General features: G+C 44.0%; 8 protein-coding genes. All 8 read right to left on the reverse strand.

The features are described from left to right. Positions 1–479: 479 nt before the first annotated feature. The 8 genes from L5B76_RS05830 to nqrM all read right to left on the reverse strand — a co-directional run bounded on the left by L5B76_RS05830 (position 480) and on the right by nqrM (position 22,503). Positions 480–13,103 carry a cadherin-like domain-containing protein gene (locus L5B76_RS05830; RefSeq protein ID WP_265755564.1) on the reverse strand — a complete coding sequence of 4,208 codons (12,624 nt, stop codon included), beginning with the start codon at positions 13,101–13,103 and terminating at the stop codon, positions 480–482. A 24-nt stretch (positions 13,104–13,127) separates the two neighbouring features. Then, positions 13,128–14,018 carry an OmpA family protein gene (locus L5B76_RS05835; RefSeq protein WP_265754632.1) on the reverse strand — a complete coding sequence of 297 codons (891 nt, stop codon included), beginning with the start codon at positions 14,016–14,018 and terminating at the stop codon, positions 13,128–13,130. Between the two features lie 695 nt (positions 14,019–14,713). Further along, complete coding sequence (locus L5B76_RS05840; RefSeq protein ID WP_265754633.1) at positions 14,714–17,854, reverse strand: UDP-N-acetylmuramoyl-tripeptide--D-alanyl-D-alanine ligase; 3,141 nt, start codon at positions 17,852–17,854, stop codon at positions 14,714–14,716. Between the two features lie 210 nt (positions 17,855–18,064). After that, the gene (locus L5B76_RS05845; RefSeq protein WP_265754634.1) at positions 18,065–19,030 is read right to left on the reverse strand and encodes an ROK family protein; all 966 of its coding nucleotides are present in this window, start codon (positions 19,028–19,030) and stop codon (positions 18,065–18,067) included. Between the two features lie 102 nt (positions 19,031–19,132). Continuing rightward, complete coding sequence (gene coaD / locus L5B76_RS05850; RefSeq protein ID WP_265754635.1) at positions 19,133–19,624, reverse strand: pantetheine-phosphate adenylyltransferase; 492 nt, start codon at positions 19,622–19,624, stop codon at positions 19,133–19,135. 47 nt (positions 19,625–19,671) lie between these two features. Continuing rightward, a complete protein-coding gene (gene waaA, locus L5B76_RS05855; RefSeq protein WP_265754636.1) occupies positions 19,672–20,955 on the reverse strand; it encodes a lipid IV(A) 3-deoxy-D-manno-octulosonic acid transferase in 1,284 nt (427 codons plus the stop codon). A 97-nt stretch (positions 20,956–21,052) separates the two neighbouring features. Then, positions 21,053–22,204: a tRNA 2-thiouridine(34) synthase MnmA gene (gene mnmA, locus L5B76_RS05860; protein WP_265755529.1), complete on the reverse strand. Its 1,152-nt coding sequence runs from the start codon at positions 22,202–22,204 to the stop codon at positions 21,053–21,055. A gap of 50 nt (positions 22,205–22,254) precedes the next feature. Then, positions 22,255–22,503, reverse strand: a complete 249-nt coding sequence (gene nqrM, locus L5B76_RS05865; RefSeq protein WP_250351355.1) for a (Na+)-NQR maturation NqrM — start codon at positions 22,501–22,503, stop codon at positions 22,255–22,257. Positions 22,504–22,509: the final 6 nt, after the last annotated feature.

Genomic DNA, 22,509 nt, shown 5'->3' on the forward strand with positions numbered 1-22,509 from the left:
ATCATCGGGCATTGGTGGATATTGAAAGATTCGTTGGGGGGCTTTAGCCTACCATTTTTTGATGTGTTTTTTCTATGCGGTGGGCTTTAGCCCACCCTACGTTTGGTTTAAATAATGTTGAAACGCAAAAGAGCGGTGGGAAATTTTGAAATTTTTCACCGCTCTTTTTTTAATGTTTTGATGATTTGTAGGGGCTGGCCTGTGTGCCAGCCCGAATGGGGTGGGTGTGTTAAATGGTGGTTGCGTTGAATGGCGGGCGGACACATCGGTCCGCCCCTACGGGGTATTGGTGGATATTGTTGAGAGAGATTGAGAAATCGGGTTATTGCGGTAAATAAAAAGCCTACCGCTAGGGTGGGCTTTGTTAAGCGTTTTATTGCTTCCGATATGATTTGGGTTTATTGGGGTAAATAAAAAGCCCACCGCGAGGGTGGGCTTTGTTAAGCGTTTCATTGTTTCCAACAGGTGGAAGACAATGATTAGATGATGAATTCAGACTTAGCTAATAAATCTTCTAAGCTGTTTACACCATTAACTGTTACGCTGTTGTTGTACTGGTTGCTATCACCTGAAGTGAAGGTCAGTTTATGTGCAAATGAATCAAACTGTGCATTGTGTAGCGATTTGAATGATGATGCATCATTCACGCCTGCAAATACAAGTTTGTCATCACCGTTACCGAAGTCAACGATAGTGTCGTTACCGTTACCACCTTGTAGGTTGTACACAAACTTATCAGCGCCATCGCCACCAGTTAGGGTGTCGTCACCGCCACCGCCGATGATGATGTCGTCACCTGCACCGCCGTTGATGGTGTCGTTACCACCTGTTGCGTTGTTTGAAAGCACGTCTTTCCAGTTTTCTTGGAGATAGTCGTATGCTGCTTTCTGAGTCATTGTACCCCAGTTGTTCATACCAGAAGTATCAATCACATCACCGAAGATCACATCGTTACCGTTACCGCCGTTGATGGTGTCATTACCGCCAGTATAAGTAACCACTTCTGTACCACCAGTTTGAAGAGCGGTATTGAAAGTAGATAAATTACCACCATCAATAAGTGACGCTTCACCTACAGCATGACCAGATGTGTCCTGTGAACGCCAGTTTGAAAAGTCAACCAACGGCTGATCTGGTACATAAGTACTACCACCATTAGAAGGTGTATTATCCAAGTAATCTAGTACATGTTGTTTATTTGACTCAGAGAATGCTGACTGACCATTACCATATAAACCGATAGCATGTACATCAGATATTGCTGCAACTTTATCATAAGCCGCAAAAGTAGCCGCTGCTGTCGAATCAGGTGTACCATCTGTTAAAAGATAAGTAACATTCTGATAAGTGTTCTCTTTCGATGATTCCTTAAAGAATGTATCTGCTGCCTTAAATGCTTCATCATACATTGTCAAACCACCGACATCATACTTGCTCTGAGTATTATTCACAGAACCCCAAGTATCAATTTCTCTTACCAAGGCTTGTGCTTGATCAGGTGTAAAATCAGTATATTTCTTAACTACTCGAGAAATACCAGCAAATAGTACTAACTCAAAATTAACTGTACCATCATGGTTACCAAGATCGGTAACTAGTTTTTTCACAGCTTCTTTTGCTGTACCCCAGATACCATATCTTGATTCCATCGAACGAGTAACGTCAAGCAATACTACCGCATTGTAGTTACCACCTGGCTTAACAATCGTGTTAGTGCCACCAATATCACCAATTACTACGTCAGCTTGGTTGGTTGTTTCACCTTCGATTGCCAAACGTGCAAGTTTATCTTCACTTGGGCCATCAATTGCATCAGCGTTAACGCGAATATCATCGTTACCATTTGTACCAAGGATAAAGTGTCCGTCTTTCTCTACATTTTCGTTAGTTACGGTTAATGTAGATTGTGCATCTGCTTTACCATCAGTAATGGTGTAGTTGATTACTGGTAAAGTACCTGTGTAACCATCTACTGGCGTTACTTTATAAGTACCATCGCTTTGGATTTCTAGCGTACCTACTTTCGCACCATCTTGCATCAAGTCAACTGATGTTGAGCCGCCTGCAGGAACTTCTTTCGTTACATCGCCAACAGTTACTTTCGTTACGGTTAATGATGATGGGCCATCAGTATCTGTATCTGCACCATTATCAGCACGAGTTTCGTTTTTACCTGTAATCACGTTACCTTGTGCAGGAACATCTGTTGTTGCTTTATCAACATCAGGGTTTGCTACTGGCGGTTGGTTCGCTACATTGCCGTTAGTTACGGTTAATGTTGCATTCGCATCCGCTTTGCCATCAGTAATGGTGTAGTTGATCACTGGTAAATCACCAACGTAATCTTCTTCAGGCGTTACTTTATAAGTACCGTCTTTTTGGATTTCTAGCGTACCTACTTTTTGACCATCTTTCATCAGATCAACGGTAACTTTATCGCCATTGGTCGGCACGTTTGTTTCTTGGCCGTTAATGGTTACTTTGGTTACTGTTAATGGTGATGTCGGTCCATTGTCTGGATCGCTATCGTTACGCAACACATTACCCTCTGCAGGTCTTGCTGTGGTTGCAGTATTATCATCATCATTAGCTACTGGCGGTTTGTTATCAACATTTCGGTTAGTTACTGTTAATGTTGATGTTGCAGTGTCTTTGCCATCACTGATTGTGTAAGTGATTTGTGGCAATTCACCGGTATAACCTTCAGCAGGTGAAACAATGTAGTTACCATCGCTACCGATTACCAACGTACCTACGATTACGCCATTTTTGGTTAACTGAGCTGTTGTTGAGTACGCACCCGGAGTTACTTCTGTTTCACGGCCATCAATAACAACTTTAGTTACTTTTAATGGATCTGGTTGGCTATCAGGATCTCTATCCGCATTAGTTGTGCCTTCGTTTGTGCCTTCACCAGTGATTACGTTACCTCTCGCAGGATCTGCTGTAGTTGCAGTATCTGTATCAGGTCGAGCTACTGGTGGCTCATTAACAGGGTTGTTGTTGGTTACTGTTAATGTTGATGTCGCAGTGTCTTGGCCATCGCTTACAGTGTAAGTGATTTCTGGCAATTCACCTGTGTAACCCTCTTTCGGTGTAACAATGTAGTTACCGTTTTTGTCAATTACCAAGGTACCCACTGTTTCACTACCGTTCATCAATTGAACTGTAGTTACACCGTCTTTAGCAACTTCAGTTTCCTGACCATTAACAGTTACTTTAGTTACTGTTAATGCTGATGGACCATCTGTATCCGTATCTGCATTGCCAGTACCCTCTGTCGTGCCTTGACCTGTAATTACGTTACCTTTCGCAGGTTCTGCTGTAGTTGCAGTATCTGTATCAGGTCGAGCTACTGGTGGCTCATTAACAGGGTTGTTGTTGGTTACTGTTAATGTTGATGTCGCAGTGTCTTGGCCATCGCTTACAGTGTAAGTGATTTCTGGCAATTCACCTGTGTAACCCTCTTTCGGTGTAACAATGTACTTACCATCTTTGTCAATTACCAAGGTACCCACTATTTCATCACCGTTCATCAATTGAACTGTAGCAACACCGTCTTTAGGAACAACTGTATCCTGACCATTTACAGTTACTTTGGTTACTGTTAATGCTGATGGACCTCTATCTGGGTCAGTATCGTTAGTCAATACGCTACCAGTTGCAGGCGTTTCAGTAGTCGCTTCTCCAGTATCTGGTTTTGGTTGCGGCGGCTGATTAACAGGGTTGTTGTTAGTTACTGTTAATGTTGATGTCGCAGTATCTTTGCCATCACTGATTGTGTAAGTGATTTGTGGCAATTCGCCTGTGTAACCCTCTTTCGGTGTAACAATGTAGTTACCATCTTTACCAATTACCAATGTACCTACTGTTTCATCACCGTTCATCAATTGAACTGTAGCTACACCATCTTTAGGAACTTCTGTATCCTGACCATTTACAGTTACTTTAGTTACTTCCAATGGTTGTGGTTGGCTATCAGGATCGCTATCCGCATTAGCTGTGCCTTCGTTTGTGCCTTCACCTGTGATTACGTTACCTGTCGCAGGTTCTGCTGTAGTTGCAGTATCTGTATCTGCATTCGCTACTGGTAATTCGTTCTTATCGGCGTCGGCGTCTGCATCTGCGTCAGCGTCCGCATCAGCATCAGCATCAGCATCTGCATCTGCGTCTGCATCTGCATCGGCGTCCGCATCGGCATCCGCATCGGCATCCGCATCGGCATCGGCATCGGCATCAGCATCTGCATCTGCATCGGCATCCGCATCAGCATCGGCATCCGCATCGGCATCAGCATCAGCGTCAGCGTCGGCATCAGCATCAGCGTCGGCATCAGCATCGGCATCCGCATCGGCATCAGCGTCGGCATCAGCGTCAGCATCAGCGTCGGCATCCGCATCGGCATCGGCATCAGCATCAGCATCAGCATCAGCGTCGGCATCCGCATCTGCATCCGCATCAGCATCGGCGTCGGCATCAGCATCCGCATCGGCGTCTGCATCAGCATCGGCATCTGCATCGGCGTCTGCATCAGCGTCAGCATCGGCATCAGCATCAGCATCAGCATCGGCGTCAGCGTCTGCATCGGCATCGGCATCGGCATCTGCATCCGCATCCGCATCCGCATCTGCATCGGCATCTGCGTCGGCATCCGCATCCGCATCAGCATCCGCATCTGCATCCGCATCGGCATCAGCATCCGCGTCGGCATCGGCATCCGCATCGGCGTCTGCATCAGCGTCGGCATCTGCATCTGCATCTGCATCAGCGTCTGCATCTGCATCTGCATCGGCGTCTGCATCAGCATCAGCATCGGCGTCAGCGTCGGCGTCCGCATCAGCATCGGCGTCTGCGTCCGCATCGGCGTCAGCGTCTGCATCGGCATCAGCGTCCGCGTCGGCATCAGCGTCAGCGTCTGCATCTGCGTCGGCATCAGCGTCTGCATCAGCATCGGCGTCGGCATCAGCATCAGCGTCGGCATCTGCATCAGCATCTGCGTCTGCATCGGCGTCCGCATCTGCATCTGCATCGGCGTCGGCATCAGCGTCCGCATCAGCGTCAGCATCGGCATCTGCATCTGCATCAGCATCGGCATCGGCATCAGCGTCGGCATCTGCATCAGCATCGGCATCTGCGTCAGCATCTGCATCTGCATCAGCGTCTGCATCAGCGTCGGCATCGGCGTCCGCATCGGCATCTGCGTCGGCGTCCGCATCAGCATCTGCGTCGGCGTCGGCATCAGCATCAGCGTCAGCATCGGCATCGGCATCTGCATCTGCATCTGCGTCAGCATCAGCATCTGCATCGGCGTCCGCATCAGCATCAGCATCAGCGTCTGCGTCGGCATCGGCATCTGCGTCCGCATCAGCGTCTGCATCTGCATCTGCGTCGGCATCGGCGTCAGCGTCTGCATCAGCGTCAGCATCGGCATCTGCATCAGCATCCGCATCCGCATCGGCGTCGGCATCAGCGTCCGCATCGGCATCTGCGTCAGCATCGGCATCTGCGTCAGCGTCAGCGTCAGCATCTGCATCAGCGTCAGCATCGGCGTCTGCATCAGCATCAGCATCCGCATCAGCGTCTGCATCGGCATCGGCATCTGCTTCAGATGGATCTTTCGCTGTGTCGCGACCTTCAGGGCCTACATTGCCTGCTTCATCTGTCGCACGACCTACTACTTCGCTGCCGTCTTTCACTTTATCTGCGGGGATAGTAACTACACCTGTTTCTGGATTTACATCTACACCTGGATTTTCATCTGGGTTAGTAATTTCCCAAGTGCCGTCTTCACCTTTTTCTACGATTACTGTGTGATCGTTACCGTCTTCATCGGTATAGGTGATTTCCACTTCTTTTGTGTCTTTATCTGCAGGTGGTGTTACAACCACTGAACCATCATCTTTCGCATCAACATCTGGCGCGCCTGGGGCTACCGTATCGATTGGATCTTTCGGAATATTTGGTTTTTCTTCCGCTGTGGTTGTGTCGTCTTCACCTGTGTTACCTGCTTCATCAGTGGCTTTACCAGTTACTTCACCGCCGTCTTTCACTTTATCTTCTGGAATTGTGATTACGCCAGTTTCTGGATCAACAGTTACATCTGGGTTTTCATCTGGGTTAGTGATTTTCCACGTGCCGTCGTCATCTTTTTCAACAGTTACAGTGTGATCTTCACCATCTTCACCTGGGTAAGTAACTTCTACTTTATCCGTATCTTCATCTGCTGGTGGAGCAACAGTAATTGAACCGTCTGGCTGTGCAACTACATCTGGTTTGCCTGGTGGTGTTGTATCTACCGTTGTGGTATCGCTACCTTTCGGGCTATCAACGCCATCTGGATTAACTACTTTTGCAGTTACTTTTAAGGTGCCGCCAGTTTCTGGGATATCGTCTGCTGGTACATCAACAATGATTGAACCATTTGCAATATCTTCAGGTGTTAAGGTTTTGGTTACATCTGGTTGGCCGTCGCCATCAGTGTCAACTTCTACTTTGTCACCTTCTTTGGCATCGTTTGGCAGAGTCACTTTCACTTGAACGCCATCTTCTACTTCTTTGCCGTTCAATACGCCATCACCGCCGTCAAGAATTTCAACACCCGGTTGACCGCGTGGTGGTTCTTTGTCGGTTAAGTCGATAGGCTCTTTTGCCGTGTCGCTGTCTGTACCTGTGTTACCTGCTTCATCTTTCGTAGTAACAGTTACTTCGCCACCATCTTTTACTGCTTCTGGTGGAATGGTTACTACGCCAGTTTCTGGATCAACAGTTACACCTGGGTTTTCATCTGGGTTAGTGATTTTCCAAGTACCGTCTTTACCTTTTTCTACGGTTACAGTGTGATCTTCGCCATCTTCACCTGGGTAGGTTACTTCCATATCCGTAGTATCTTTATCTACTGGATCGATGGTTACTGAACCGTCTTGGTTCGCATCTACATCTGGTGTTGGTGCTGTGGTGTCAACTTTAGCTTGATCTGTACCTTTAGGGCTTACTGCGCCATCGTTATTAGTGATGGTTGCAGATACAGTTAATGTGCCGCCACTTGCAGGTACGTCTTCTGCTGGTACGTCAACAGTGATTTCACCTTTTGCGATGTCTTCTGGTGTGAGGGTAACAGTTACATCTGGCTCACCGTCGCCATCAGTATCTACTTCTACAGTGTTACCTTCTTTGGCTTCTTTTGGTAAAGTGATTTTCGCTTTAACGCCTTCTTTCACTTCTTCACCATTTAAGATACCGTCACCACCGTCAAGGATCTCAACGATAGGCGCTTCTACAGGTGGGGCTTTCGCTGTGTCGCTATCGCCTTCACTTGTGTTGCCAGCTTCGTCTGTTGCGGTTGCAGTTACTTCACCACCGTCTTTTACTTTGTCTTCTGGAATGGTAACAATGCCAGTTTCTGGATCTACGGTTACACCTGGGTTTTCATCTGGGTTGGTGATTTTCCAAGTGCCGTCTTCACCTTTTTCTACTGTAACAGTGTGGTCTTCACCATCTTCACCTGGGTAAGTAATTTCTACTTCTTTGGTGTCTTCATCAGCTGGTGGAGCAACTTTCACTGAACCGTCATTTTGCGCTTCTACATCTGGTGCACCTGGCGCAGTTGTGTCAGGATTGTTGCCTGCTGTATCACGATCTTCAGGACCAGTGTTACCAGTCTCATCAGTTGCACGACCTACTACTTCGCTGCCGTCTTTCACTTTATCTGCTGGGATAGTAACTACACCTGTTTCTGGATCTACGGTTACGCCTGGGTTTTCATCTGGGTTAGTGATTTCCCAAGTGCCGTCTTCACCTTTCTCTACAGTTACAGTGTGATCTTCACCGTCTTCATCGGTGTAGGTGATTTCCACTTCTTTGGTGTCTTTATCTGCAGGTGGTGTTACTTCCACTGAACCATCATCTTTCGCATCAACATCTGGTGCACCTGGGGCAACAGTGTCAATTGGATCTTTCGGAATGTTTGGTTTTTCTTCCGCTGTGGTTGTGTCGTCTTCACCTGTGTTACCTGCTTCATCAGTGGCTTTACCAGTTACTTCACCGCCGTCTTTCACTTTATCTTCTGGAATTGTGATTACGCCAGTGTCTGGATCTACGGTTACACCTGGGTTTTCATCTGGGTTAGTGATTTTCCACGTGCCGTCGTCATCTTTTTCTACGGTTACCGTGTGATCTTCACCATCTTCACCTGGGTAAGTAACTTCTACTTTATCCGTATCTTCATCTGCTGGTGGAGCAACAGTAATTGAACCGTCTGGTTGTGCAACTACATCTGGTTTGCCTGGTGGCGTTGTGTCAACTGTAGTGGTATCGCTACCTTTAGGACTGTCAACGCCATCTGGATTTACCACTTTCGCTGTTACTTTTAACGTACCGCCTGTTTCTGGGATATCGTCTGCTGGTACGTCAACAACGATTTCACCATTCGCGATGTCTTCTGGTGTTAGTGTTTTGCTTACATCTGGTTGGCCGTCGCCGTCAGTGTCAACTTCTACTGTATCACCTTCTTTGGCATCGTTTGGCAGAGTCACTTTCACTTGAACGCCATCTTCTACTTCTTTGCCGTTCAATACGCCATCGCCGCCGTCAAGAATTTCAACACCTGGTTGACCACGTGGTGGTTCTTTGTCGGTTAAGTCGATAGGCTCTTTTGCAGTGTCGCTGTCTGTACCTGTGTTACCAGCTTCATCTGTAGTCGTAACAGTTACTTCGCCGCCATCTTTTACTGCTTCTGGTGGAATGGTTACAACACCTGTTTCTGGATCTACAGTTACACCTGGGTTTTCATCTGGGTTGGTGATTTTCCAAGTACCGTCTTCACCTTTTTCTACGGTTACGGTGTGATCTTCACCGTCTTCACCTGGGTAGGTTACTTCCATATCCGTAGTGTCTTCATCTACTGGATCGATGGTTACTGAACCGTCTTGGTTCGCATCTACATCTGGTGTTGGTGCTGTGGTGTCAACTTTAGCTTGATCTGTACCTTTAGGGCTTACTGCGCCATCGTTATTCGTGATGGTTGCAGATACGGTTAATGTACCGCCACTTGCAGGTACGTCTTCTGCTGGTACGTCAACAGTGATTTCGCCTTTTGCGATGTCTTCTGGTGTGAGGGTAACAGTTACATCTGGCTCACCGTCGCCATCAGTATCTACTTCTACGGTATTACCTTCTTTGGCTTCTTTTGGCAGAGTGATTTTCGCTTTAACGCCTTCTTTCACTTCTTCACCATTTAAGATGCCATCACCGCCATCAAGAATCTCAACGATAGGTGCTTCTACAGGTGGAGCTTTAGCTGTGTCGCTATCGCCTTCACTTGTGTTGCCAGCTTCGTCTGTTGCGGTTGCAGTTACTTCACCACCGTCTTTTACTTTGTCTTCTGGAATGGTAACAATGCCAGTTTCTGGATCTACGGTTACACCTGGGTTTTCATCTGGGTTGGTGATTTTCCAAGTACCGTCTTCACCTTTCTCTACTGTAACAGTGTGGTCTTCACCATCTTCACCTGGGTAAGTAATTTCTACTTCTTTGGTGTCTTCATCAGCTGGTGGAGCAACTTTCACTGAACCGTCATTTTGTGCTTCTACATCTGGTGCACCTGGCGCAGTTGTGTCAGGATTGTTGCCTGCTGTATCACGATCTTCAGGACCAGTGTTACCAGTCTCATCAGTTGCACGACCTACTACTTCGCTGCCGTCTTTCACTTTATCTGCTGGGATAGTAACTACACCTGTTTCTGGATCTACGGTTACGCCTGGGTTTTCATCTGGGTTAGTGATTTCCCAAGTGCCGTCTTCACCTTTCTCTACAGTTACAGTGTGATCTTCACCGTCTTCATCGGTGTAGGTGATTTCCACTTCTTTGGTGTCTTTATCTGCAGGTGGTGTTACTTCCACTGAACCATCATCTTTCGCATCAACATCTGGTGCACCTGGGGCAACAGTGTCAATTGGATCTTTCGGAATGTTTGGTTTTTCTTCCGCTGTGGTTGTGTCGTCTTCACCTGTGTTACCTGCTTCATCAGTGGCTTTACCAGTTACTTCACCGCCGTCTTTCACTTTATCTTCTGGAATTGTGATTACGCCAGTGTCTGGATCTACGGTTACACCTGGGTTTTCATCTGGGTTAGTGATTTTCCACGTGCCGTCGTCATCTTTTTCTACGGTTACCGTGTGATCTTCACCATCTTCACCTGGGTAAGTAACTTCTACTTTATCCGTATCTTCATCTGCTGGTGGAGCAACAGTAATTGAACCGTCTGGTTGTGCAACTACATCTGGTTTGCCTGGTGGCGTTGTGTCAACTGTAGTGGTATCGCTACCTTTAGGACTGTCAACGCCATCTGGATTTACCACTTTCGCTGTTACTTTTAACGTACCGCCTGTTTCTGGGATATCGTCTGCTGGTACGTCAACAACGATTTCACCATTCGCGATGTCTTCTGGTGTTAGTGTTTTGCTTACATCTGGTTGGCCGTCGCCGTCAGTGTCAACTTCTACTGTATCACCTTCTTTGGCATCGTTTGGCAGAGTCACTTTCACTTGAACGCCATCTTCTACTTCTTTGCCGTTCAATACGCCATCGCCGCCGTCAAGAATTTCAACACCTGGTTGACCACGTGGTGGTTCTTTGTCGGTTAAGTCGATAGGCTCTTTTGCAGTGTCGCTGTCTGTACCTGTGTTACCAGCTTCATCTGTAGTCGTAACAGTTACTTCGCCGCCATCTTTTACTGCTTCTGGTGGAATGGTTACAACACCTGTTTCTGGATCTACAGTTACACCTGGGTTTTCATCTGGGTTGGTGATTTTCCAAGTACCGTCTTCACCTTTTTCTACGGTTACGGTGTGATCTTCACCGTCTTCACCTGGGTAGGTTACTTCCATATCCGTAGTGTCTTCATCTACTGGATCGATGGTTACTGAACCGTCTTGGTTCGCATCTACATCTGGTGTTGGTGCTGTGGTGTCAACTTTAGCTTGATCTGTACCTTTAGGGCTTACTGCGCCATCGTTATTCGTGATGGTTGCAGATACGGTTAATGTACCGCCACTTGCAGGTACGTCTTCTGCTGGTACGTCAACAGTGATTTCGCCTTTTGCGATGTCTTCTGGTGTGAGGGTAACAGTTACATCTGGCTCACCGTCGCCATCAGTATCTACTTCTACGGTATTACCTTCTTTGGCTTCTTTTGGCAGAGTGATTTTCGCTTTAACGCCTTCTTTCACTTCTTCACCATTTAAGATGCCATCACCGCCATCAAGAATCTCAACGATAGGTGCTTCTACAGGTGGAGCTTTAGCTGTGTCGCTATCGCCTTCACTTGTGTTGCCAGCTTCGTCTGTTGCGGTTGCAGTTACTTCACCACCGTCTTTTACTTTGTCTTCTGGAATGGTAACAATGCCAGTTTCTGGATCTACGGTTACACCTGGGTTTTCATCTGGGTTGGTGATTTTCCAATTACCGTCTTTATCTTTTTCTACGGTTACTGTGTGATCTTCACCATCTTCACCTGGATAGTCGATATCAACTTTTTGAGTGTCAGCGTCTTTTGGCGGAGCAACTTTTACTGAACCGTCATTTTGTGCTTCTACATCTGGCGCAGCTGGTGCGGTAGTGTCAGGATTGTTGCCTGCTGTACCTTTGCCTTCTTCACCAGTATTGCCACTTTCGTCAGTCGCTTTACCTGTTACTTCGCTGCCATCTTTTACTTTGTCTGCAGGAATAGTCACTACACCAGTATCTGGATCAACAACTAAGTTAGGATCAGTTGTTTTCCATTTGCCATCATCACCTTTTTCTACAGTTGAAGTGTGGTCATTGCCATCTTCGTCTGTGTAGGTGATTTCTACTTTTTTGGTGTCTTCATCTTTAGGTGGCGTTATAACTACTGAGCCGTCGTCTTTCGCATCTACTTCTGGTTTGCCTGGCGCAGTTGTGTCAGGATTGTTGCCTGCATTAGTTTTGCCTTCTTCACCAGTATTGCCGCTCTCGTCAGTCGCTTTACCTGTTACTTCACTGCCGTCTTTTACTTTGTCAGCAGGGATAGTAACTACACCAGTGTCTGGATCAACAACTAAGTTAGGATCAGTTGTTTTCCATTTGCCATCATCACCTTTTTCTACAGTTGAAGTGTGGTCGTTACCATCTTCATCTGTATAGGTGATTTCTACTTTTTTGGTATCAGGATCAGATGGTGGGGTTATCACTACTGAACCATCGCCTTTTGCGTCTACATCTGGTTGACCCGGAGGTGTAGTATCAGGGTTGTTACCAGCGTTTGTTTTACCTTCTTCACCAGTATTACCGCTCTCGTCAGTCGCTTTACCTGTTACTTCGCTGCCGTCTTTTACTTTGTCAGCAGGAATAGTCACTACGCCAGTATCTGGATCTACAACTAAGTTAGGATCTGTTGTTTTCCATTTACCGTCATCACCTTTTTCTACTGTTGAAGTGTGGTCGTTACCATTTTCATCGGTATAGGTAATTTCAACTTTTTTGGTGTCAGGATCAGATGGTGGAGTAATTTTTACTGAACCATCACTTTGCGCTTCTACATCCGGTCTAGCTGGTGGAGTTGTATCTCCAGGGTTACTATTACTGTCACTACCACCAAAATTTCCACCTTTAGTTAATGCAACACCAGCAATAGCAAGTGGAAGTAATGCTAATAACCATAATGGACTAAATGCCCAGAATGCACCAATTGGATTACCACCCAATGCTTGACCGGCAGATACTTGATCTGCTAATTCAGTTACTGCATCTGGTTGTAATGTACTTTCTGGAACATAAGGATAGACTGAACCATTTTCATGCATACCTACAAGTAAACTATCCTTGTAAGCGGCTACGTCCTCATCATAGTAATTAATGATGATTAAATCTGGGTTTTCGATATCAGAACCTTCAAACGCAATTTTTAAATCTTTACCATCGCGTTTGATCATAATGTTTTCTGGCGCAAACCCCGTTTTTTCATCAATAAATTGATAATTCACTTTATTTTGTGCAGCGATAGCAGTTACCGTGCCCGATTTTAAGTGAATTGTCTCTAGCGTTTCTTTAGCGCTATTAATTTTTAACGTTATATTATTGTTAGCCATAATTTATGTTTTACCTTTTTGTGACTACTTGCCACCGTGTACGACAATGCTTACACGACGGTTTGGTTGGTTACAAGCTTGACGCTCTTTCACATTTCTTGGGAAACGCGCTTTACAATCAGCAATTAACGGTTCGCTTTCACCACGACCTTCAGCTGTAATTAAGCTTGCATCTACACCACCTGCAGCTAATGCTTTTTTCACTGTCGCTGCACGTTTAAGAGAAAGTTTTTGGTTATAAGCCGCACTTCCTTCCGGATCGGTATGACCAACCACTGTAACATCACTGATTTTTTCTTTAATTTGTTTAATCTCTGCAGCAACAGCTGAAACTTCTTGTTTGCCTTGTGGCAACATATTCGCATAATCAGAACGATTGAATTTGAATAATGCTGATGCTTCAAGATTAAATTTTCTCAATACTTTTGAACATTCTTTCAAGTGTTCAACACGAGAAAGTGTATGTGTTTGCTCTGGGATGTTTTTAAGCTCTTCTCTTGCTTGTTGTTCATCCACTTGAACGAGCGTTGGTTTACCATTAGCGTTTGTTACTTTAAAGAAAGAAACTTGGTTTACTGCTAGATCATAGAAGTTACCATCATGTTCTTTCGCATAATAACCTGGATCGCGGTGAGTAAATTCACTGTAAAGTTTTTGGTTTTCTGCACAAACTGTTTCTTGACGGTAGGCATTCGGTTGTAACGACGCTAAATATTCACTATTAATGTAAACATTCACCGTTGGTCCATCAATTGCATCTGCTTGACGATAAATCACAACAGAAGAACGCCCTTCTGGAACCACGTTGCTATATGGTACATTCTTTGTATCAACCCAATTTAATTTTTGAGTTGTACATCCTGCAACTGCAAGAGGGAGCAATACCAAAGCGAGTTGTTGATATTTAAATCTCATAAAATTGAACTCCTATTCATCAAAAATATAGTATGTATGCTACACAAAGATGAACAATGAAAGACGATTTGATTTAATAAAAATTAAATCAAAAGAAATTCCTTTTTCCATCGAAAATAAACTATTAACAAAATCATCTTCACGCAAAATGCAGCAGACCGATTTTTCTAATCAGTTGCTTTATGCTAATAATTTTTAGGATGTACTCAAGAAACACCACTGACAAGACCAATAGCTTTAGCGTTTAGCGTTTAGCGTTTAGCGTTTAGCGTTTAGCGTTTAGCGTTTAGCGTTTAGCGTTTAGCGTTTAGCGTTTAGCGTTTAGCGTTTAGTATTGCCCTTTTAAGGGAGCAGCTCAAGCACTTAATCAGCTTAAGCTGTTAAATTGATAATCATCGGTTCGTTAGGTTTTCATTACATAAAAAGTTACTACCCAAAACTCATCCTTGAAGAAATTACCAACATCCCTTCTTCAAATATAAAAAACTGTTTTTTGTTAGACAGTTTCTTTTTTGTTATTCATAATCTGTAAAGATTACTTGCCAAATTGCACACAATACGGACAATTATGACCCTGCCATTATAACTGACGGGTAGAAAAAGTCATCACTTTTATTTGGTATTTCCTATCAATTTTCCTTGATGAAGATCAAATTTTTGTAAATTTACCTTACTAATCGATCATTTTACATACACTAATTTACTTTTCGTGCAAATAACCCACTTAATCCAATCGAATTTGAACCTTTCAGTAAGATTAAATCCTTCTCTTTAATGAGGGTTGGCAAGGCAGCTTTCAACTGTCCCACATCATCAAATACAGAAAAACTGTATTTCGATTTAGATAAAACCGGTGCAGCCATTCGACTTACACTTTTTCCTACTAACACAATATGGCGAACCTTCATTTCACTCAGCCATTCACCAAGCTGTTGGTGATATTTATCGCTATCTGTTCCCAACTCCAGCATATCCCCAATAATCAGTAGTTTATGTTTAATTGGTCGCGTAATCTGTGCAAAATTATCCAATGCAGCAGACATAGAAAGCGGATTTGCATTGTAAGCATCATCAATCACTTCAATATCAAAACCATTAAATTTAGTTTTAAATCGCTCATTTCTGCCTGATACTGGCGAGAAAGAAGCTAATCCTGCAAGGATTTTCTTCATATCTAATTGGAAATAATGAGCAATCGCCAAAATTGCCATTGCATTTAGCACAAAATGCTTACCACTTACGGCTAATTTCACTTTAACTGTTTCGCCATCAGGGAAAACGATTTCAGATGCTCTTTTACTATAAGTCATTAACTTCACATTAGCCTGTGAATGCTCACCATAAGTTAGCACCTTCAATCCTTTGGCTTCTGCTAAGGGTGCAATTAAATCAAACTGTGGAATATCTCTACAGATCACCGCTACTTGCCCTGCCTTCATAGACTCAAAAATGCGGGCTTTTTTAAGCGCAATATTTTCTACTGTATGATGATATTCAAGATGAGCGGGGGCGATATTAGTAATAATGGCAATATCTGGCTGCACCAATTGGCTATTAAGGCTCATATTGCCAATCGCCATTTCTAATATCCAAAAATCATCGCGCTGATCCATTGATGCCATATTCCACGCAATTCCTATCGGTAAATTGGCACTGGATAGCGTCTGCTCAGCTTGTCCAATTTGTTTTAAGGTGTGGGAAAGCATAAAAACTGTACTCGTTTTACCCGCACTTCCTGTTACACCAATCACTTTACCTTTAAAGGCTTTTCTTGATGCCGAACCAATATCCAGCACCGCACGGCGAACATCTTTAACTAATAGCACTGGCGCATCGGTGGTATAAACCGCATTCTCATCATCAGTAATAACGCCCGCGGCTTCTCTTCTTAATAATGAATTAATGCTCACTCTAGGTAAGTATCCCTGCGTCATTCCTTTACCACGTTCAACCAATAAATGATGTGGTTTAAAACTTTTCGGCCACGCGCAAAGTCCATTAGCAAACCAACCTGCTTTTGGTTCAACAATCCAACGTCCATTGGTGATTTTCGGTAAGGTTATCTTATTTAACACATTAGGAGCCTCATTATCTGCATCTGCTTCTTTTGTTAGACTTGCTGGATATTTACCACTTACCAGAATTTCTCTATATCCCACTAATCCTGATAAATAATGCTCTACATCATCAATGCGCACTCGGAAAGCGTGGTGACGAATAAAAAAGCCATGCAAAATTCGCTGCGGATTTTTGAAATACATTGCTACTTCAGGATAGAAGAAACCATTAATTAGATATTTTGCTCGATTATGTAAAGCTTGATAGAACACGGACACATCAAAATCTGCCAACACTTCATCTTTATATTCAGGGAACTCATCGAGTTTCAATAGCATTTTGTGAAAGGCGACTGAAAGTTCAAGCAACGTAGGGAAAGTGGTGATACGATTGTTGATAAAACTCACATAACCATCAATATTTCTTACCGCAAAGGCAAAGTATTTCTTCTCTGGCAGGTATTTAACCAACTCATTAGAACAATAAGATAACCAGTGATCGTGTGCTTTTTCATGTTTATTTTCAATAAAATAGTCAAATGCCTTAACGACACAATCGAGCCAACGGGGATCTTTATCCATTCCATAAAGACGCATTAAACCAAACGCCGCTTCTCCATCATAATAAATAATGCGATTTTCTTCTTTTACTGACAAATCCTCAGCATTGAGAACATGCACAAACCCACCGTTAGCTTTCTGCATCGCCAAAATGCCACAAGCTAATTTTTCACAAAGCGCAAGATACTGTTGCTTACGCGAAGTGGTCGGGAATACGGTCAAATACTTAACCAAAGCCAAAATGGCTACTGCATTTGCCCCTAATTTGATTTCATTTCCCGTATCAACGATATAAGCTTTATCCGCATAATCTCGAATTGACTGTGTAATTAAATAATCCAATGCCTTATCTATTTGCGCTTTCACCTCTGCAAAGAATTTTTCATCAACATTCTGATCGCTGCTCTGTGCTTGCTGATAATAGGATTCATAGCCCTCTAACATTGCATAAGTACTACTCGCGTGACGCAATGTATTGTAAGTCGGGATCACTCGGTCAAAGCAAGGGAAATAACCATATTCATAAATACCATTTTCTTTCACTTGCTTAGATAAATAATGGGTAGATAACTGGATTAATTGTTCAACTTGTGGAAGTTCAAAACTCGCAACTTTACGATGCCCTTGATAACGCGGCTGAGTATCTAGCGTGTAATATTTTGCTTGTTCCACATCAATGAAAAAACCTGCCGTTTGAAACACAATCATTTTTTCATCGGGCAAAAATGCTGGCATCTGACTACTTCCGTGACGTGCCTTAATATAACGCACTAAATTGTCTTGATTTACGCAAGCAGAAGTTACATCTGCCCCTGAATATAAACAAGCATTGGCATTTAACTCCATTTCAGTTAAAAGCAACCAAGGTTCGCGTTTGCCTTCAAAGGCAATCCCTGCACGGAAATAATTACGTTTATAACGTGATAAATCATTATTAAATTTATCCCATTCCGTCAAATTACCATTTAATGCCCATTCCACACGGATATATTTAATTGGATACTCAAATTTATTTTGCAACAAAGAAATATTCGCTTGCACCTTATCTGCCAACGCATCTGCACTTAAGGCGAATATATCCAGCCATATTGTCTTAACCTTTGCTCTTACCGTACCATCGCTCACAGACAAAATAAGCACCTGCGATAAAGGATTTGCGGCATCGTAGATTCGGTTACGTTTCACTTCATTACAAACATCTAGCACCAATTGTTTCATCTTATGTTCCTTAAAAATAACTTTCGATAAAAATTGTATCTCACAATTTCATTTGCTGAAAACACTATATACAAATCTCATCAAAAAAGAATAAAAGTGCGGTAATTTTTAGTGGGATTTTTATCGTAAGAAAAGAAATGATGCAACGATACCACTAAGATAAAAACAAAAAAGTAGGAAACCATTTCCTACTTTTTTATTGCCTTGCAATTATTTTATCACTAACGCTGCAGCGCCTTTTACGCCAGCGGAATCAAGCAGTTGGCTTGGTTTGATTTGCAGGTTTTGTAGGGATACGCCTAAGGCATAGTGCGGTAGGAATTTTTGTACTTTTTCGATGATGAAATCGGCGGATTTTGCGACTCCACCAGCCAATACAATAAGTTCAGGGTTAAAAATATTAATCAGCACGCCTAAGCCGTAAGCCAAATATTTTGCGAAGTTATCCACCACTTGCAGCGCGAGATGATCACCTTTTTTGGCGTATTCAAAAATATGATGTGCTTGCAAGGAATCTAAATCCGTGGAAAAACGTTGGAAAAATTCACCGCACTTTTGTTTATCCATTTCAGGCGCGGAAAGACGTTTTTTGGCCTCTCGCACCAATCCTGGGGCAGAGGTGTAGGTTTCCAAGCAGCCTGTTAAACCGCAGCCGCACTTCATTCCTTGTTCGTTCACCATAATATGGCCAAATTCGCCCGCACAGCCGCCCGAACCAGACAACACCTTGCCGTTTAGCAAAATGCCTGAAGCAATGCCCGTGCCAATCGGCACAACAATAAGATTCGCCACGCCTTGCCCTGCACCGAATAAATGTTCACCCAAGGTAATGGCGCGTACATCGTTTTCCACCACCACATTTTTGTGAGAGATTTCTTCCATTAATTGCTTGGCATTGAAATCATTACCCCAAGAAAAATTGGCCGCGATTTTAACAATTGCTTGATCCACCACTGGGCCTGGAATTCCCAAGCCGATGCCTGCTAATTGTGCTTCTGAAAGCTGATGTTGCGCAAGCAAATCTAAAATGCTCTGCCAAATGCGAGAAAAAGTGGTTCTTGCCCCTTGCTGAGACAAAGTCGGAATGCTCTGTTCTGCAAGAATATTAAAATGGTTGTCTAAAATGCCAATTTTTGTGTTTGTGCCGCCAATGTCCACACCTGCGTAATATTTCATTATCAACTCCATTTATTTCAATAGCCAGAAAATGCATTATTAACATACGCTATTTAAGCGGAAAAAACTATGATAAATATCATAGAGATAGCGTGATAAGGATCACAATTTTGACTGAAATAATGCCTGTTGCACAGCCTGCGGCACAAGTTCACTGACATCGCCGCCGTGTAGATGAATTTCTCGCACGATGGTGGAAGAAACAAAAGCCCATTTTTCGCTAGGGGGGAAAAATAAACTCTCCACGCCCTGCCCATTTTCATTTTTGGTTAATAAGCGGTTTAGGCTGGCGAGTTGCAGTTCGTATTCAAAATCCGTGGTGGTTCGCACGCCGCGAATAATGGCGTGGATTTGTTTTTCTTTCACCACCTTAGCCAATAAATCAGCAAAGCCAAAGACTTCCACATTGGGTAAGTGAGCGACCGCTTGCTGTGCAATTTTCACTCTGGTGTCTAAATCGAATAAGGGCTTTTTGCTCGGGCTGGCGGCAATGGCAACAAAAACGTTGGAAAAAAGCACCGCACTTCGTTCAATAATATCTAAATGCCCGTTGGTGATGGGATCAAAGGTGCCGGGGTAAATTACGGTTGTCATTTTTTCTCCTTTAAGTTCTGCTATGGCGTTCAGGCAAAATTCTGTGTTTATGGGGATTTCAAATAAGGTTGAAGTAAATCAAGCAAGCGTTGTAAAGCACCGCGATTTTCTAATAATACGCCATAGCCCGCTTTTCCTGTGCGTTCACGCAAGGCAGAGGAATTTAGCAAAATTTCCACCGCTCTTGCGATGGCGGCGGCATTATTATTCACCTCAACAAAGCCCTGAACTTCCATCAACTTGCGGTAAACTTCGGGGAAATTGAAGGTATATTTACCACTTACCACAGGAATTTGAAAAGCGAGCGGTTCAAGGGGATTATGTCCGCCTCGTTTCACTAAACTGCCCCCAACAAAGGCGACATCTGCCAAAGCGTACATTAACATTAGCTCTCCCATTGTATCACCTAGCACCACTTGGGTATCAGCTTGTGGCACACGATTTTCGCTGCGGCGCACAAAGGTGAAATGCTGTTTTTCAATCTGCTCCGCCACTTCGTTAAAACGTTCTGGGTGGCGTGGCACGAGAATCAGCAATAAATCGGGAAAGGTTTGCAATAATAAACGGTGGCTTTCCAAAATCAGGCTTTCTTCACCCTCGTGAGTGCTAGCAGCGACCCACACTGGGCGTTGTTGTTTCCATTGGGCTTTGAGCTTTTCTGCTTCAGTGAGTAAGCTCTCACTTAGCACTAAATCATATTTAATATTGCCTGTGAGTTTGAGCTTTTCTGGATCGTAGCCCAGTTTGAGATAACGCTGTCCGCTGATATTATCCTGCGGCGCGATCAGGCTGATTTTGCTTAAAATGGCTTGGATATAGCTTTCCAGCCAACCATAACGTTTTGCTGATCGGGCAGATAAACGGGCGTTGGCAATAATAAAAGGAATATGCTGTTTGTGTAGCTGATAAATTAAATTTGGCCAAATCTCGGTTTCGATGACAATGCAGACTTTCGGTTGAATGAAACGAACAAAGCGTTTAATCGCCCCGGGTAAGTCGTAAGGCAGATAAAAATGGCTAACTTGATCACCAAAAGCGGCTTTGACGCGCTCAGAGCCTGTTGGCGTAACGGTGGTAAGCGTAATGGATAATTCAGGGTAACAGCGTTGAATCGCTTTCACTAAAGGGGTGGCAGCAATCACTTCACCAACAGATGCCGCGTGGATTAACACGCCATTCGCTTTTGGCGGAGTTTGTGTAGCGCGATAAATGCCATAACGCTCCAAAATCCGCTGACGATAAGCTGGCGCTTTGAAGCTACGTAATAAAATAAATAGCCAAATCAGCGGTTGAACAAGATACATTATGCAAGTGTAAATTCTGTGCCACATAGCCGTTTCTTCATTAAGCCAGAAAATTGAGAAATTTGCCCCGCACTTTATTCATACAACTTGGCAAGATAAAGTGCGGTGGAATTTCGCGAAGTTTTTATTTTATTGATTGTTCAATAATGCCGCCACCAAGGCAAATTTCCCCTTGGTAGAATACGGCAGATTGCCCTGGAGTTACTGCAATTTGCGGTTCATCAAAACGTACTTCGATGCTATCATCATTAATTGGGATAATTTGACAAGGAATATCCGTTTGGCGATAGCGTGTTTTCACTGTGCAACGCAGCGGTTCGCGAATCGGTTGGCGATCCACCCAGTGCAGCTGTTGCGCAATTAATCCGCTGGAGAGCAGGGCGGAATTATCCAAGCCCTGAGCGACCACTAACACGTTGTTATTGAGATCTTTTTCCACTACATACCACGCATTTTCCGCTTTGCCTTTCACGCCACCAATGCCTAGGCCTTTGCGTTGCCCTAAGGTGTGATACATCAAACCTTGGTGGCGGCCGATGATTTCGCCTTCGGTGGTTTTGATGTCCCCTGGTTGAGCAGGCAAATAACGTGCCAAGAAATCTTTGAATTTACGTTCGCCGATAAAACAAATGCCGGTGGAATCTTTTTTCTTCGCGGTAACCAAGCCTAAATCTTCTGCGATGGCACGTACCACGGTTTTTTCAATATCACCCACAGGAAACAGACTTTGCGCCACTTGGCTTTCGCTTAAGGTGTAAAGGAAATAGCTTTGGTCTTTGTTAGGATCTAAACCACGCAATAATTGCGCTTTGCCATTGTGATCACGGCGGCGCACATAATGCCCTGTGGCGATATAATCCGCCCCCAGATCTTCGGCGGCATATTCCAAAAAGGCTTTAAACTTGATTTCTTTGTTGCACAGAATATCAGGATTTGGCGTGCGACCAGCTTTGTATTCCGCTAAAAAATGTTCAAAAACATTGTCCCAATATTCAGCAGCAAAATTAATTTTGTGTAATTTGATGCCGAGCTTGTCGCATACCGCTTGTGCGTCCGCCAAGTCTGCAGCTGCGGTGCAGTAATCGGTGCCATCGTCTTCTTCCCAGTTTTTCATAAACAAGCCTTCCACTTGGTAGCCTTGTTGCTGAAGAATAAAGGCGGAAACGGAAGAATCCACCCCACCAGACATTCCACAAATCACTTTAATTTTGCTGTTTTCTGCACGTTGGCTTTCGCTTAATGCAGGGAAATATTGTTCATAAGTTTTTGATTTCATCATAATTTTGCTTAATTTTTTTACCGCACTTTCGTTTCCCCATTGGGGCATTATTTGACTTCGTAAAAGTTATTTTCGCTTTTGTTGAAACGCTCTAATTCTGATGCGTCCACTTCACCTTTCTCTACTTTTGCTTTTAAGTTATCGCAAGGCTCATCACAATCGCAGACTTTTTTTAATCCCAACGCGGAGATCCCCCCGCAGCTTCCTGCAATGGATTTGCGTTTAATAATATAGCCAATAGACATAGCAAAAATAACGAGGACGAAAAAGCCGAAAGTAATAAAAAAGAGTTCCATATTTCC

It is taken from the genome of Avibacterium sp. 21-594 (assembly GCF_026226815.1).
Lineage (GTDB): Bacteria > Pseudomonadota > Gammaproteobacteria > Enterobacterales > Pasteurellaceae > Avibacterium > Avibacterium avium.

Coding starts and splice junctions, on each gene's coding strand:
- L5B76_RS05830 (WP_265755564.1), bottom strand. CDS start 13,103: ATGGCTAACAATAATATAACGTTAAAAATTAATAGCGCTAAAGAAACG.
- L5B76_RS05835 (WP_265754632.1), bottom strand. CDS start 14,018: ATGAGATTTAAATATCAACAACTCGCTTTGGTATTGCTCCCTCTTGCA.
- L5B76_RS05840 (WP_265754633.1), bottom strand. CDS start 17,854: ATGAAACAATTGGTGCTAGATGTTTGTAATGAAGTGAAACGTAACCGA.
- L5B76_RS05845 (WP_265754634.1), bottom strand. CDS start 19,030: ATGAAATATTACGCAGGTGTGGACATTGGCGGCACAAACACAAAAATT.
- coaD (WP_265754635.1), bottom strand. CDS start 19,624: ATGACAACCGTAATTTACCCCGGCACCTTTGATCCCATCACCAACGGG.
- waaA (WP_265754636.1), bottom strand. CDS start 20,955: ATGTGGCACAGAATTTACACTTGCATAATGTATCTTGTTCAACCGCTG.
- mnmA (WP_265755529.1), bottom strand. CDS start 22,204: ATGAAATCAAAAACTTATGAACAATATTTCCCTGCATTAAGCGAAAGC.
- nqrM (WP_250351355.1), bottom strand. CDS start 22,503: ATGGAACTCTTTTTTATTACTTTCGGCTTTTTCGTCCTCGTTATTTTT.